At 66.2% G+C, this 14,593-nt stretch carries 13 protein-coding genes and 2 tRNA genes; 11 read left to right on the forward strand and 4 right to left on the reverse strand.

From position 1 onward, the window contains the following. Positions 1-534 precede the first annotated feature (534 nt). The 8 genes from dnaN to ACYQ8K_RS19215 all read left to right on the forward strand — a co-directional run bounded on the left by dnaN (position 535) and on the right by ACYQ8K_RS19215 (position 9,692). Complete coding sequence (gene dnaN / locus ACYQ8K_RS19180; protein ID WP_459971429.1) at positions 535-1,734, forward strand: DNA polymerase III subunit beta; 1,200 nt, start codon at positions 535-537, stop codon at positions 1,732-1,734. Next, positions 1,735-2,892 carry a DNA replication/repair protein RecF gene (recF, locus tag ACYQ8K_RS19185; RefSeq protein WP_459971431.1) on the forward strand — a complete coding sequence of 386 codons (1,158 nt, stop codon included), beginning with the start codon at positions 1,735-1,737 and terminating at the stop codon, positions 2,890-2,892. Then, positions 2,889-3,446 carry a DUF721 family protein gene (locus ACYQ8K_RS19190; RefSeq protein ID WP_459971433.1) on the forward strand — a complete coding sequence of 186 codons (558 nt, stop codon included), beginning with the start codon at positions 2,889-2,891 and terminating at the stop codon, positions 3,444-3,446. Before recF ends, ACYQ8K_RS19190 begins: the two co-directional genes overlap by 4 nt. A gap of 257 nt (positions 3,447-3,703) precedes the next feature. Continuing rightward, the gene (gene gyrB / locus ACYQ8K_RS19195; protein WP_459971435.1) at positions 3,704-5,737 is read left to right on the forward strand and encodes a DNA topoisomerase (ATP-hydrolyzing) subunit B; all 2,034 of its coding nucleotides are present in this window, start codon (positions 3,704-3,706) and stop codon (positions 5,735-5,737) included. A 43-nt stretch (positions 5,738-5,780) separates the two neighbouring features. Further along, positions 5,781-8,300, forward strand: coding sequence for a DNA gyrase subunit A (gene gyrA / locus ACYQ8K_RS19200; RefSeq protein WP_459971437.1), 2,520 nt, complete (start codon positions 5,781-5,783; stop codon positions 8,298-8,300). 147 nt (positions 8,301-8,447) lie between these two features. Further along, positions 8,448-9,326 carry a DUF3566 domain-containing protein gene (locus ACYQ8K_RS19205; protein WP_459971439.1) on the forward strand — a complete coding sequence of 293 codons (879 nt, stop codon included), beginning with the start codon at positions 8,448-8,450 and terminating at the stop codon, positions 9,324-9,326. 71 nt (positions 9,327-9,397) lie between these two features. Further along, positions 9,398-9,471, forward strand: a tRNA-Ile gene (locus ACYQ8K_RS19210). Between the two features lie 148 nt (positions 9,472-9,619). Beyond that, positions 9,620-9,692: transfer RNA gene (locus ACYQ8K_RS19215), tRNA-Ala, on the forward strand. Between the two features lie 4 nt (positions 9,693-9,696). On the opposite strand, the gene ACYQ8K_RS19220 is transcribed toward ACYQ8K_RS19215, so the two are convergent. After that, entirely contained in the window at positions 9,697-10,263 is a 567-nt protein-coding gene (locus ACYQ8K_RS19220) for a TetR/AcrR family transcriptional regulator (RefSeq protein ID WP_459971441.1), read from the reverse strand. A gap of 197 nt (positions 10,264-10,460) precedes the next feature. Here ACYQ8K_RS19220 and ACYQ8K_RS19225 point away from each other — a divergent pair, with 197 nt between their 5' ends. Then, positions 10,461-11,675, forward strand: coding sequence for a cytochrome P450 (locus tag ACYQ8K_RS19225; RefSeq protein ID WP_459971443.1), 1,215 nt, complete (start codon positions 10,461-10,463; stop codon positions 11,673-11,675). A gap of 1 nt (position 11,676) precedes the next feature. On the opposite strand, the gene cwsA is transcribed toward ACYQ8K_RS19225, so the two are convergent. Continuing rightward, positions 11,677-12,111 carry a cell wall synthesis protein CwsA gene (gene cwsA / locus ACYQ8K_RS19230; RefSeq protein WP_459971445.1) on the reverse strand — a complete coding sequence of 145 codons (435 nt, stop codon included), beginning with the start codon at positions 12,109-12,111 and terminating at the stop codon, positions 11,677-11,679. Positions 12,112-12,236: 125 nt separating this feature from the next. Here cwsA and ACYQ8K_RS19235 point away from each other — a divergent pair, with 125 nt between their 5' ends. Beyond that, positions 12,237-12,785, forward strand: coding sequence for a peptidylprolyl isomerase (locus tag ACYQ8K_RS19235; RefSeq protein WP_459971447.1), 549 nt, complete (start codon positions 12,237-12,239; stop codon positions 12,783-12,785). Between the two features lie 23 nt (positions 12,786-12,808). Here ACYQ8K_RS19235 and ACYQ8K_RS19240 read toward each other — a convergent pair whose 3' ends face one another. Then, positions 12,809-13,234, reverse strand: a complete 426-nt coding sequence (locus ACYQ8K_RS19240) for a PH domain-containing protein (protein WP_459971449.1) — start codon at positions 13,232-13,234, stop codon at positions 12,809-12,811. A gap of 156 nt (positions 13,235-13,390) precedes the next feature. After that, entirely contained in the window at positions 13,391-13,672 is a 282-nt protein-coding gene (crgA, locus tag ACYQ8K_RS19245; RefSeq protein ID WP_003872098.1) for a cell division protein CrgA, read from the reverse strand. Positions 13,673-13,801: 129 nt separating this feature from the next. Here crgA and ACYQ8K_RS19250 point away from each other — a divergent pair, with 129 nt between their 5' ends. Beyond that, positions 13,802-14,545 (forward strand): DUF881 domain-containing protein, encoded by a 744-nt coding sequence (locus ACYQ8K_RS19250; RefSeq protein WP_459971451.1) that lies wholly within the window; start codon positions 13,802-13,804, stop codon positions 14,543-14,545. Positions 14,546-14,593 lie beyond the last annotated feature (48 nt).

Raw genomic sequence — 14,593 nt, forward strand, 5'->3', positions numbered from 1 at the left:
TGGTGCTTTCCGCTGCCCATGTTTGTAATTTTTTTCGAGAAACTTCACACCCGTCTGTCACATCCGCCACACCCAGGGCATGTGCGCAGGGCTGTGCACAACGCAATTAAACGCCGGTGCAGTAACAGGCCGTGCGTGCACAACCGTCGTTCGTCCCCATCCACCCAACATGTCACCCACAGGCGTTCCCGTCGTGATGCACAACCCGATCGAGGCGCTAGCTGCGCCGAGACGGTGCTGTCCCCAGAATGCACAGGCCTTAATACTGGTACTGGGATCTCTTCATCGGTTCTTCTTTGAAATACAGGCTTGGGGACGCGCGGCGCACACCCGTCGTCTCAGCCTGCGTCCGCTCAGGTTGTCGGGCTTTGCGATTAGCTTTCAAGATGGCGTCGGAGGATCTACGGTTGTTCTTCGACTGCCGTTGCGATCGGCGTTGGCATTACGTGTCATCGGCGTTCGCGGCGGAGCCCCGTGCTAGCGGGGGGCGGCTAGCCAATGGATTCGAAAACGCTGGGTAGGTGAAGGGACGCTATGGACGCGGCGACGACAACGGCTGGCCTCAGCGACTTGAAATTTCGTTTGGTGCGGGAGTCTTTCGCAGACGCGGTGTCGTGGGTGGCGAAGAACCTGCCGTCCCGGCCCGCGGTGCCGGTGCTTTCCGGGGTGCTGCTCTCGGGAACCGATGAGGGCCTGACCATCTCCGGATTCGATTACGAGGTTTCGGCCGAAGCACAGGTGGCAGCCGAAATCGCTTCTCCGGGCAGTGTTTTGGTGTCCGGTCGGTTGCTGTCCGACATCGTGCGGGCGCTGCCGAACAAGCCGATCGACTTCTACGTCGACGGGAACCGGGTGGCGCTGCACTGCGGAAACGCCAGGTTCTCGCTGCCGACGATGGCGGTTGAGGATTACCCGACGCTGCCGGCGCTGCCCGAAGAGACCGGCACGCTGCCGGCCGACCTGTTCGCCGAGGCGATCAGCCAGGTGGCCATCGCGGCCGGCCGCGACGACACGTTGCCGATGCTGACCGGAATCAGGGTTGAGATTTCGGGTGACACGGTGGTTTTGGCCGCTACCGACAGGTTCCGGCTGGCGGTGCGCGAGTTGACCTGGTCGGCGGCCTCGCCCGACATCGAAGCTGCGGTTCTGGTCCCGGCCAAGACGCTCGCCGAGGCCGCGCGGACGGGCGCCGACGGCTCGGAGGTCCGGCTGTCATTGGGTGCTGGTTCGGGCGTCGGCAAGGACGGATTGCTCGGCATCAGCGGTAACGGCAAGCGCAGCACCACCCGCCTGCTGGATGCGGAATTCCCGAAGTTCCGTCAGCTGCTACCGGCGGAGCACACGGCGGTCGCGACGATCAACGTCGCGGAGTTGACCGAGGCGATCAAGCTGGTGGCGCTGGTGGCCGACCGCGGAGCCCAGGTGCGGATGGAATTCAGTGAGGGATCGCTGCGGCTGTCCGCGGGCGCCGACGACGTCGGCCGGGCCGAGGAGGACCTGGCGGTCGATTTCGTCGGGGAGCCGCTGACCATCGCGTTCAATCCGACGTACCTGACCGACGGATTGGGATCGGTGCATTCCGAGCTGGTGTCGTTCGGTTTCACGACCCCGGGCAAGCCGGCGTTGCTGCGTCCGGCGTTGAACGATGACAGCCATCCCATCGGCGCCGGCCCCTACAGCGCCCTGCCGACCGATTACGTCTACCTACTGATGCCCGTCCGGTTGCCTGGCTAGGTGTACGTCCGGCATTTGGGACTGCGCGATTTCCGGTCCTGGGCACACGCCGACCTCGAATTGCAGCCTGGTCGGACGGTCTTCATCGGTTCCAACGGGTTCGGGAAGACGAATCTTCTTGAGGCGCTGTGGTATTCGAGCACCATGGGTTCGCATCGGGTGGGAACGGATGCGCCGCTGATCCGCGCGGGCGCCGAGCGCGCGGTGGTGTCCACGATCGTGGTCAACGAAGGCAGGGAGTGCGCGGTCGATCTGGAGATCGCGGCCGGCCGGGCGAACAAGGCGCGGCTGAACCGCTCACCGGTGCGCAGTACACGTGAGGTGATCGGGGTCTTGCGCGCGGTGTTGTTTGCTCCCGAGGATCTGTCCCTGGTCCGCGGTGACCCATCCGATCGGCGGCGCTACCTGGACGATCTGGCGACGGTGCGCCGCCCGGCGGTGGCAGCGGTGCGCGCCGACTACGAAAAAGTCCTGCGGCAGCGCACGGCGCTGTTGAAATCTCTGTCCGGTGCGCGCTACCGCGGCGACCAGAGCGCCCTGGACACATTGGACGTCTGGGACAGCCGCCTGGCCGAATACGGTGCCCAATTGATGGCCGTCCGTATCGATTTGGTGAATCAGTTGGCACCGGAGGTCGAGAAGGCCTATCAGCTGCTGGCGCCGGGTTCACGCGCCGCCTCCATCGGTTATCGATCCAGCCTGGGCGCCGAAGCCGCCGCGGACATCGCCGGCGCCGACCGCGAGTTTCTGGAAGCGGCCCTATTGGCGGCGTTGTCGTCCCGCCGCGGTGCGGAGCTGGAACGCGGCATGTGCCTCGTCGGACCGCACCGCGACGACCTGGAATTGTGGCTCGGCGACCAGCCCGCGAAAGGCTTTGCCAGCCATGGGGAATCGTGGTCGTTCGCGCTGTCGCTCCGGTTGGCCGCATACGAATTGCTGCGGGCTGAGGAAAGCGATCCCGTCTTGCTGCTCGATGACGTGTTCGCCGAACTCGACGCGGCGCGGCGCCGGGCGCTGGCCACGGTGGCCGAATCGGCCGAACAGGTGTTGGTGACCGCGGCGGTGCTGGAAGACATTCCGGCGGGCTGGGAGGCTCGGCAGGTGTACGTCGACTTACGGGACAGCGACTCGGGGCGGATATCGGAGGTGCGCACGTGACCGGCACGGATGAGGGTCCGCGTCCCACCGAGCCGTTGAGTGCGCTGAGCGGGATCGACCTGGTGAGGCGCACCCTCGAGGAGGCGCGGGCGGCCGCGCGGGCTCAGGGCAAAGACGCCGGCCGCGGCCGTGCCGTCGCCCCGGCGCCGCGCCGGGTGGCGGGCCGGCGGCGCAGTTGGTCGGGGCCGGGGCCCGACGCGCGCGATCCGCAACCGCTGGGCAGCCTGGCGCGCGATCTGGCGAAAAAACGGGGCTGGTCCGCGCAGGTCGCCGAGGGCACCGTGCTGGGCAACTGGGCGACCGTCGTCGGGCACCAGATCGCTGATCATGCGACGCCGACCGCCCTCAATGATGGTGTGCTGAGCGTGGCCGCCGAATCGACGGCGTGGGCCACTCAGTTGCGGATGATTCAGCCGCAGTTACTGGCCAAGATCGCCGCCGCCGTCGGCAACGGTGTGGTGACGTCGTTGAAAATCACCGGCCCTGCCGCCCCCTCGTGGCGCAAAGGCCCGCGCCATATCGCTGGGCGAGGCCCGCGGGACACCTACGGTTAGGGGAGTTCGACGGCTTCCGCGCATCCCCGGACGGGGGTTCGTCCACAGGCCCCTCAAATCCGCCAGGACGACGCGGACCCCCTCGACGCACGTCGGGACGCGGCCAGAATAAAGAAATCGTGCGCACGGCGCGGTTAGCTGGGTAGAAACGCGGCCAGAAAATCGGTGCGGGCGGTTGATCACGCTAGACTGGCACGGTGCGACTGTTGCGGTGACTGGAACCGCCCGCATGAAACCCCAAGGAGAGCATTCCGACCGTGGCTGCCCAGAAGAAGAAGGCGCAAGAAGAATACGGCGCTTCAGCGATCACTGTGCTCGAAGGCCTGGAGGCCGTCCGCAAACGGCCCGGTATGTACATCGGGTCCACCGGTGAGCGTGGTCTGCACCACCTCATCTGGGAGGTGGTCGACAACTCGGTCGACGAGGCGATGGCCGGCTACGCCGACAAGGTCGACGTCCGCATTCTCGACGACGGCAGCGTCGAGGTCTCCGACAACGGCCGCGGGATCCCGGTCGCGATGCACGCGACCGGCGCCCCCACCGTCGACGTCGTGATGACCCAACTGCACGCGGGCGGCAAGTTCGGCGGAGAGAACAGCGGCTACAACGTCAGTGGTGGTCTGCACGGCGTCGGCGTGTCGGTGGTCAACGCGCTCTCGACCCGCCTCGAGGTCGACATCGCCCGCGACGGCCACGAATGGTCGCAGTACTACGACCGCGCGGTGCCCGGCACCCTCAAGCAGGGCGAGGCCACCAAGCGCACCGGCACCACGATCCGATTCTGGGCCGATCCGGAGATCTTTGAAACCACCGAGTACGACTTCGAAACCGTCGCGCGCCGGCTGCAGGAGATGGCGTTCCTCAACAAGGGGTTGACGATCAACCTCACCGATGAGCGGGTCAGCAATGAAGAGGTCGTCGACGAGGTGGTCAGCGACACCGCTGAGGCTCCCAAGTCGGCTCAGGAAAAGGCCGCGGAATCCACTGCGCCACATAAGGTTAAGCACCGTACCTTCCACTACCCCGGTGGGCTCGTCGACTTCGTCAAGCACATCAACCGCACCAAGAGCCCGATCCAGCAGAGCATCATCGACTTCGACGGCAAGGGTCCGGGCCACGAGGTCGAAATCGCGATGCAATGGAACGGTGGTTACTCGGAATCGGTGCACACCTTCGCCAACACCATCAACACCCACGAGGGAGGCACCCACGAAGAGGGTTTCCGCAGCGCGCTGACGACGGTGGTCAACAAGTACGCCAAAGACAAGAAGCTGCTGAAAGACAAGGATCCGAACCTCACCGGTGACGACATTCGTGAGGGCCTGGCGGCGGTGATCTCGGTCAAGGTCAGCGAGCCGCAGTTCGAGGGTCAGACCAAGACAAAACTGGGCAACACCGAAGTCAAGTCGTTCGTGCAGAAGGTTTGCAACGAGCAACTCACGCACTGGTTCGAGGCCAACCCCGCCGACGCCAAGGTCGTGGTCAACAAGGCGGTGTCGTCGGCACAAGCCCGCATCGCCGCGCGCAAAGCGCGAGAGTTGGTGCGCCGCAAGAGCGCTACCGATCTCGGTGGACTGCCCGGCAAGCTCGCCGATTGCCGCTCCACGGACCCGCGCAAGTCCGAACTGTATGTGGTGGAGGGTGACTCGGCCGGCGGCTCGGCCAAGAGTGGCCGCGACTCGATGTTTCAGGCCATCCTGCCGCTGCGCGGCAAGATCATCAACGTCGAAAAGGCGCGCATCGACCGGGTTTTGAAGAACACCGAAGTCCAGGCGATCATCACCGCGCTGGGCACCGGCATCCACGACGAATTCGACATCGCCAAACTGCGCTACCACAAGATTGTGCTGATGGCCGACGCGGACGTCGACGGCCAGCACATCTCGACCCTGTTGTTGACGCTGCTGTTCCGGTTCATGCGGCCGCTGATCGAGCACGGCCACGTGTTCTTGGCGCAGCCGCCGCTGTACAAGCTGAAGTGGCAGCGCAGCGATCCCGAATTCGCCTACTCCGACCGCGAGCGTGACGGCTTGCTGGAGGCCGGCCAGAAGGCGGGCAAGAAGATCAATAAGGACGACGGGATCCAGCGCTACAAGGGTCTCGGTGAGATGGATGCCAAGGAATTGTGGGAAACCACAATGGATCCCACCGTCCGGGTGCTGCGCCAAGTCACGCTCGACGACGCGGCGGCCGCCGACGAACTGTTCTCCATCCTGATGGGCGAGGACGTCGATGCGCGCCGCAGCTTTATCACCCGCAATGCCAAGGACGTTCGCTTCCTGGACGTCTGAGCGATCGGACCCGGCCAGGAGTTGACCAACCAACGAGGAATACATGACTGACACCACGCTGCCGCCAGGCGACGACTCCGTCGACCGCATCCAGCCGGTCGACATTCAGCAGGAGATGCAGCGCAGCTACATCGATTACGCGATGAGCGTCATCGTCGGCCGCGCGCTGCCCGAGGTGCGCGACGGCCTGAAGCCGGTGCACCGCCGGGTGCTCTACGCGATGTACGACTCCGGGTTCCGCCCCGACCGCAGCCACGCCAAGTCGGCGCGGTCGGTCGCCGAGACGATGGGTAACTACCACCCGCACGGCGACGCCTCGATCTACGACACCCTGGTGCGCATGGCGCAACCGTGGTCGCTGCGCTACCCGCTGGTCGACGGGCAGGGCAACTTCGGTTCGCCGGGTAACGACCCGCCGGCGGCGATGAGATACACAGAAGCCCGGCTGACTCCGCTCGCGATGGACATGCTGCGCGAAATCGACGAGGAGACAGTCGATTTCATCCCCAACTATGACGGCCGGGTGCAGGAGCCGACCGTGCTGCCCAGCCGGTTCCCCAACCTGCTGGCCAACGGCTCCGGCGGCATCGCGGTCGGCATGGCGACCAACATTCCGCCGCACAACCTGCGCGAGTTGGCCGAAGCCGTCTACTGGTGCCTGGACAATCACGAGGCCGACGAAGAGGCCACGCTGGCCGCGGTCTGCGAGCGGGTCAAGGGGCCGGACTTCCCCACCCACGGTCTGATCGTCGGATCGCAGGGCATCCACGACGCGTACACCACCGGACGCGGCTCGATCCGGATGCGCGGAGTCGTTGAGGTGGAAGAGGATTCGCGTGGCCGCACCTCGCTGGTGATCACCGAGCTGCCCTACCAGGTGAACCACGACAACTTCATCACCTCGATCGCCGAGCAGGTCCGCGACGGCAAGCTAGCCGGCATCTCCAACATCGAAGACCAGTCCAGCGACCGCGTCGGTCTGCGCATCGTGGTAGAGATCAAGCGCGACGCCGTGGCCAAGGTGGTGCTGAACAACCTTTACAAGCACACCCAGCTGCAGACCAGTTTCGGCGCGAACATGCTCTCGATCGTCGACGGGGTGCCGCGCACGCTGCGGCTCGACCAGATGATCCGCTACTACGTCGCGCATCAACTCGACGTCATCGTCCGGCGCACCACCTACCGGTTGCGCAAGGCGAACGAACGCGCGCACATCTTGCGCGGTCTGGTCAAAGCGCTCGACGCGCTTGACGAGGTGATCGCCCTGATCCGCGCGTCGGAGACCGTAGAGATCGCGCGGGCCGGACTGATCGAGCTGCTGGACATCGACGAAATCCAGGCGCAGGCGATCCTGGACATGCAGCTGCGCCGGCTGGCCGCCCTGGAGCGCCAGCGCATCATCGACGACCTGGCCAAGATCGAGGCCGAGATCGCGGACCTGGAAGACATCCTGGCCAAGCCCGAGCGGCAGCGCGCGATCGTGCACGAAGAGCTGTCCGAGATCGTGGACAAGCACGGCGACGAGCGTCGCACCCGGATCATCGCCGCCGACGGCGACGTTAACGACGAGGATCTGATCGCCCGTGAGGACGTCGTCGTCACCATCACCGAGACCGGCTACGCCAAGCGAACCAAGACCGACCTGTACCGCAGCCAGAAACGGGGCGGCAAGGGCGTGCAGGGCGCCGGCCTGAAGCAGGACGACATCGTGCGGCACTTCTTCGTGTGCTCCACGCACGACTGGATCCTGTTCTTCACCACGCAGGGCCGGGTGTATCGCGCCAAGGCGTACGAGCTGCCCGAGGCGTCGAGGACCGCGCGCGGTCAGCACGTCGCCAACCTGCTGGCGTTCCAGCCCGAGGAGCGCATCGCGCAGGTCATCCAGATCCGCGGCTACGAGGACGCCCCCTACCTGGTCCTGGCCACCCGCAACGGCCTGGTCAAGAAGTCCAAGCTGACCGACTTCGATTCCAACCGCTCGGGTGGCATCGTCGCCGTCAACCTGCGCGACGGCGACGAGCTGGTGGGCGCGGTGCTGTGCTCCGCCGACGAGGACCTGCTGCTGGTCTCGGCCAACGGCCAGTCCATCCGGTTCTCGGCGACCGACGAAGCGCTGCGCCCGATGGGCCGCGCCACCTCCGGCGTGCAGGGCATGCGGTTCAACGCCGACGACTACCTGCTGTCGCTCAACGTCGTGCGCGAGGGCACCTACCTCCTGGTGGCGACGTCCGGCGGTTATGCCAAGCGCACCGCGATCGAGGAGTATCCGGTGCAGGGCCGTGGGGGCAAGGGAGTCCTGACGGTGATGTACGACCGCCGGCGTGGCAGGCTGGTTGGTGCGTTGATTGTCGATGAGGACAGCGAGCTGTACGCAATCACCTCGGGAGGCGGCGTCATCCGCACCGCAGCGGGCCAGGTCCGCAAGGCGGGACGGCAGACCAAGGGCGTGCGCCTGATGAACCTGGGTGAAGAGAACACGCTGTTGGCCATCGCCCGCAACGCGGAAGAAAACGCGGACGAAGTCGTCGAGGAAAGCGGCGGCGCCGCGGAGTCGGACAGCTAGCCGGCGCCGAGCCACTAGACTCGGCCCGATGACGATGCGGGCCGCGGGACGGCTCGCGGAGGAATCGGGCAATTAGACTCAGCCCGACCAGACATAACGCGACTGCCACCGCGTCGGCGGCCAGGGTAGGAGACCTAAGGAGTCGGGGTGACCTCACCGAACGAGCCGGGTGCCCCCAAAAAGGGGGACGGCCCCAACGGGGATGGTTCGGTCGAGCGTGCCGGGGTGCGCCGCGCCGCGCCGCCCGCGCAGGGCGGCCGCAGCCAAGAGGGCGGGGATGGCCCGCCCTGGCAGCGCGGCGGCCGGCCCCAGCAGCCGGGACCTCGGCAGGGCGAGCCGCCCACCGAAAAGCGGTCTTCCGGCCAGGCCGGCGGCGTCGAAGCCCGGCTGAACCGGTTCATCTCCGGCACCGCGGCACCCGGCGCCCCGTCGCACGCCAAGGAGCCCGAGCCCACGCGCGGCGAGACGTCGCAGACGGAGGCCTACGCCAGCGAGCTACCGGACCTGTCCGGCCCGCTGCCGCGCGGCCCGCACCGCAAGCCCGCCCCCGAGCGGCCCGCGGAGTCGTCGAGCTCGTCGGGCACGGGCCGTTCGACCGCCGCCGAAAGCCGGGACGCACGGGACAGTCGCGACAACCGGGTGCAGGTGTCCCGGCGCACGCGGGGCCCGGTGCGCGCGAGCATGCAGATCCGCCGCATCGACCCGTGGAGCACGCTGAAGGTGTCGCTGCTGCTCTCGGTGGCGTTGTTCTTCGTCTGGATGATTGCCGTCGCGTTCCTCTACCTGGTGCTCGGCGGTATGGGTGTGTGGTCGAAGCTGAACAGCAACGTCGGCGACCTGCTGAACAACACCAGCGGCAGCAGCGGCGAACTGGTGTCCAGCGGCACGATATTCGGCGGCGCCGTCCTGATCGGGCTGGTCAACATCGTGCTGCTGACCGCGATGGCCACCATCGCCGCGTTCGTCTACAACCTGACGACCGATCTGATCGGCGGCGTCGAGGTCACGCTGGCGGACCGCGACTAGCAGTGAATGCTGTGCTTTTGGGAGTAGGGCGGGGATTGCGGTAATCTCGTCGCTCGGCCGTACGCGAGTACGGGCCTATAGCTCAGGCGGTTAGAGCGCTTCGCTGATAACGAAGAGGTCGGAGGTTCGAGTCCTCCTAGGCCCACAACCATGTGCCCGTCAAGACGTTGCGTAAGGCTCGCCCTGCCACTGGGACTCATCGCCGTATTGGCAGCGGTGGCGTGGTCACGACGTGGGGTCGAGGTCTGGCACGTGGCGGTGGATGACCGGGGTCAACCGCTCAGTCACGATGAGGGGCCTTAGCTCAGTTGGTAGAGCACCGCCTTTGCAAGGCGGGTGTCAGGGGTTCGATTCCCCTAGGCTCCACAACTCAAGCGTCCTTCGCCGCCGTCGCGGTATACGACGAGCCGAGAAAGCGCTCCACCAGGGCGCGTTCGGCGTCCGGGTCTTTGAGCGGCCAACCCCACAGCGCCAGGAAGACGCGGATCAACCACTGCGCGGCCAACGGGTCATCGTTGTCGGGCCCCAGCATCTCGGCGGCCAGGGTGGTCACCGTGGGTGAGCTGATGACCCAATCGCTGACCGGGGCCGCATGGATCGAGCGCATGAGCTGAGCCAGCGGATCGGAGCGCAGGCGTTCCAACGCCAGGATCGTGGCGGTCACCACCCGCTCGGGGCCCCGAAGGTCCTCGATGGCTTGCCGTGTGGCGTCGACAATGCGAGCCGCTTGAATGCCGATTACGGCGTCGCGGATGGTCGCCTTGCCGCCGGCATGCCGGTAGATCGTCGCGGGCGAGCAGTGCACCCGGGCCGCCAAAGCCTCGATCGTGAATCCGTCGTATCCGTGGCGCGCGATCAGGTCGGCCGCCGCGGTGTAGATCCGTTCGGCGGCTTCACTGCGGCGGTCCCGACCCACCAACCAGTCATCACGCGGCATCCACCCATGCTCCACCACATTGCACGACCGAGAAGTGTCTTTCGCAGGGTGAGAAATTTGACACACTCCTTATCAAACGAATCGGCTGCTGGTGCCCGGTGTGCGTGGTCGTCCCCCGCTGCGCGCGGGCGCGACGGTTCCTCAACTTCTCGGCATCCCGTTGACGCCGCCGGTGGCCTGCGTCGAGCCTGAAACGCATGACGGTCTTGGACAGCGCGGTCCGATTCTTTGGTAGCGAGGCGATACAGGATCCCTACCCGCTGTACGACCGGATGCGCGCCGAGGCGCCGGTGCACCGCATCGGCGACTCGGTGTTCTACGCGGTATGCGGTTGGGACGCGGTGCTGGAGGCCGTCGACCGGGTCGGAGACTTTTCATCGAACCTCACAGCGACCATGGTTTTCCACGAGGACGGCACCATTACCCCGTTCGATATGGGACCGCCGGGAGCCCCGATGCATACATTGGCCACTGCGGACGACCCGATTCATGCGATGCACCGGAAGATCCTGCTACCCCACCTATCGGCCAAACGTGTTCGGATCATTGAAGAGTTCGCCGCACAGACCGCGGACCTTCTCTGGGAGGAGAACCTGCGCGATGGTCAGATCGAGTGGATGAGCGCGGTCGCCAACCGGTTGCCGATGATGGTGGTCTGCAAGCTGTTGGGTCTGCCCGACGATGATGTCGACAGGCTCATTCGGCTCGGCTACGCCACCACCACCTTGCTCGACGGGATCGTCACACCCGATCAGCTCGCGGCGGCCGGAGTCGCGGCAATGGAACTCTCCGGTTATGTCCTCGAGCACTTCGAAAAGGCAAGCGACAACCGTGAAGACGGTCTGATCGCCGATCTGGCAGCCCGCTGCGCATCGGGTGAACTTGAACAGCTGCCGGCGCTTGGGATCATGCTCACCCTCTTCAGCGCCGCGGGAGAATCGACGGCGTCGCTGCTGGGCAGCGCGGCCTGGATCCTTACCGATCGCCCCGCGATCCAGCAGCAACTTCGCGAAAACCCGGAATTGCTAAGCAGTTTCATCGAAGAGACGCTGCGCTTTGAGTCGCCGTTTCGCGGTCATTACCGCCACGTGTGGCGCGACACCGCGCTGGGTGGGGTCGAAGTGCCGGCCGGCGCGCACCTGTTACTCATGTGGGGAGCGGCCAACCGCGACCCGTCGCACTTCGAAGGCCCGAACGAATTCCGGCTCGACCGCGCGTCCGCCAAGAGCCACGTGACTTTCGGCAAAGGCGTGCATTTCTGCGTCGGTGCCGCGCTGGCCCGGTTGGAGGCCCATATCGTGCTGCGGATGCTGCTCGAGCGCACCTCATGGATCGACGCGACCGACATCGGCGAATGGCTGCCGAGCATCCTGGTCCGGCGCCGCGAACGGCTTCAGCTGGCCGTGCGGTGACCTAGGGACGCGGTTGCACGTCGACGCTGGGCGGACGCGACTGCGGGTCCTGGGGCTTCGCCCGCACGGAGCGCCGGACGAGGCTGAACACGACGGCGCCCCCGGCGAGGACCGCGACGGCGGCCGCGGCAAAGACCAATGGGCGCTTGCCGCGACGCTGCGCGCGCCGCGCGTCCTGCAGCGCCTGGGGCAGATTCGTGACGACTTCCTGCGCGGCGGCCAATTCCTGGGCCAGGGTTTCCTGCGCCGCGGCGAGGTCTTGGGCCAGCCGGCCTTCTTGATACCGGCGACGCAGCTGTGCGGCGGTCGATTGCGCAGACTGGACACTCAGGCCGACCACTCCCCGGGTGACGTCCACCGGTCCCTGCGCCGAATAGGTCAGGCCGCGGGCCAGTCGCTGCCGCGGGGTCAGCCGGGAATCCGCCTTTGCGCTCATCTGTCGCCTTTCCGTCCGGTGGGTAGAGCCCGCCGGCAGGCCGGCCCGGTATCTGAACAGACTGCCAGCATAGGGACGCCGGCGTCGCCTTTGGGTGACACCGCGTGCGGCAACGCCCGCCCGTAGTGGCAGACTCTGATGCCGTGACCAACAGCCCCATTCAGACTGCTACCGCCACGCTCCACACCAACCGCGGCGACATCAAGGTCGCCCTCTTCGGAAACCACGCGCCCAAGACCGTCGCCAACTTCGTTGGCCTGGCGCAGGGCACCAAGGAGTACTCGACGCAGAACGCATCGGGAGGCTCATCCGGCCCGTTCTACGACGGCGCGGTCTTTCACCGGGTGATCCGGGGCTTCATGATCCAGGGTGGCGACCCGACCGGGACCGGTCGCGGCGGTCCGGGCTACAAGTTCGCCGACGAGTTCCACCCCGAACTGCAATTCGACAAGCCCTACCTGCTGGCGATGGCGAACGCGGGGCCCGGCACCAATGGCTCGCAGTTCTTCATCACGGTCGGCCAGACTCCGCACCTGAACCGGCGCCATACGATCTTCGGCGAGGTGACCGACCCCGAGTCGCAGCAGGTCGTCGAGGCGATCTCGACGACGGGCACCGACGGCAATGACCGTCCCACCGAGCCGGTCGTCATCGAGTCGATCACCATCTCCTGAGCCGGCGGTAGGCCGCGGGCCGCTCAGCCTTGCTGGCGGCCCGCGTAGCCCGCTGCCGTGAGCGCGTCGAGCACCTCCAGCGGGTCCGTGCCAAGGTCCCAGCGGGAGAACAGCATTAGGTCGCCGTCGGCCGTCTCAACCTCGAGCAACCGCACTTTGCGCCCGTAGCGGCGGAACTCGATGATGCGGATGATCTCGATGTCGGAATGCTGCAATACCTGCGTTCGGAACCAGCCGCGACGCGCCAGGCCGCCGGGCGTGATTGCCAGCTTGGGACGCGCGCGCCACGACACGCCGGCAAACAAGATCAGACCCGCCGCGGCAACGCCCGCCAGAATGCGCCCCGGCGGGTCTGTGACCACGGTCACAGCCGCGATTGCCATCAGAAGGCCCGCGGCTCCACAACCAGCGATTCCCGTCGCGTGCGGCTGCCATTGTGTTTGCTGCATGCGGTCTCTAACCCCTCCCACCACGGTCTATGCAGTTATCCACATCAGCTATCAACAGTGGGGATAAATCACACGCGTGTGATTGGGTGGTTGGAAAGTTGCTGACGCGGTTGACAGATCAGGCCGAAAATGAATTCATTACGGCGACTGGCCTGCTCAGTGCCAGCGCATCGTGAGCAACAAGCCGGTGATCATGAAAGCGAACGCGATCGCGTAGTTCCACGGACCCAATTGGGCCATCCAATTGAGAGCGGTCGGTGCCTGGCTCCCGACGGCGGCCAACTGGAACACCATCAGCCAGACGAGGCCGATCAGCATCAGACCGATGAAAAGCGCGACGAACCACACGCTCGAGGGTCCGACCTTGACTTTCACCGGGGTGCGGCTGACCGCGCTGACGGTGAAGTCGTTCTTCTTGCGGACCTTGGACTTGGGCATGATTACCTCGCGGATTACCTCAACGACACGGTGAGCGGGACGGGGTGCAACGATAAGCACTGCAGCTGCACCCATAACTTGGCTACGAGACTAACTCACCTGGAGCGGTGACCAGGAAATGGAGAGGCGATGATCCAGACGCGCCGGTCGCCATGGCGCTTGGGCGTGCCGATCGTGTGTCTGCTGGCCGGACTGCTGCTCGCCGCCACCCACGGCGTCTCCGGAGGCGCCGAAATCCGCCGCAGCGACGCCCCCCGGTTGGTGGACCTGGTCCGCGAGACGCAGTCCTCGGTGAACCGTCTCAGCGCGCAGCGCGAGACGCTGGCTGCCAAGATCGACGCCGCGCACGGGCGGTCGTCCGATGCCGCGCTGGCGGCCATGCTGCGGCGCTCCGGCCAGCTCGCCGGTGATGCCGGAATGAGCCCGGTGCACGGGCCGGGCCTGGTGGTCACCCTCGCGGACGCACAACGTGACGCCAACGGCCGCTTCCCCCGCGATGCCTCGCCGGACGATCTGGTGGTGCACCAGCAAGACATCCTGGCCGTGCTCAACGCGCTCTGGAGCGCCGGCGCCGAGGCGATCCAGATGCAGGACCAACGGATCATCGCGACCTCCGTGCCCCGCTGCGTCGGCAACACCCTCCTGCTGAACGGGCGCACCTACAGCCCGCCGTACACGATCACCGCGATCGGCAACGCGGCGGCCATGCAGGCCGCCCTGGCCGCCGCGCCGCTGGTGGTCCTGTACAAGCAGTACGTGGTTCGCTTCGGTCTCGGTTACACCGAAGAGGTGAAGTCGGACGTGCAGGTGGTGGGTCATTTCGAGCCCGACCGGCTGCATTTCGCGCAACCCAACGGCCCGATCGGCTACTGACGCCTACTGACCAGCGGCGCGACCCCCGGCGGACGGTAACCTGGCACG

Source organism: Mycobacterium sp. MUNTM1 (assembly GCF_054660795.1).

Bases quoted from the DNA above. Each gene is read 5' to 3' on its own strand.
- ACYQ8K_RS19250 (WP_459971451.1), top strand. From the start codon at position 13,802: ATGATCCAGACGCGCCGGTCGCCATGGCGCTTGGGCGTGCCGATCGTG.
- dnaN (WP_459971429.1), top strand. From the start codon at position 535: ATGGACGCGGCGACGACAACGGCTGGCCTCAGCGACTTGAAATTTCGT.
- ACYQ8K_RS19220 (WP_459971441.1), bottom strand. From the start codon at position 10,263: ATGCCGCGTGATGACTGGTTGGTGGGTCGGGACCGCCGCAGTGAAGCC.
- ACYQ8K_RS19240 (WP_459971449.1), bottom strand. From the start codon at position 13,234: ATGCAGCAAACACAATGGCAGCCGCACGCGACGGGAATCGCTGGTTGT.
- gyrA (WP_459971437.1), top strand. From the start codon at position 5,781: ATGACTGACACCACGCTGCCGCCAGGCGACGACTCCGTCGACCGCATC.
- ACYQ8K_RS19225 (WP_459971443.1), top strand. From the start codon at position 10,461: ATGACGGTCTTGGACAGCGCGGTCCGATTCTTTGGTAGCGAGGCGATA.
- cwsA (WP_459971445.1), bottom strand. From the start codon at position 12,111: ATGAGCGCAAAGGCGGATTCCCGGCTGACCCCGCGGCAGCGACTGGCC.
- crgA (WP_003872098.1), bottom strand. From the start codon at position 13,672: ATGCCCAAGTCCAAGGTCCGCAAGAAGAACGACTTCACCGTCAGCGCG.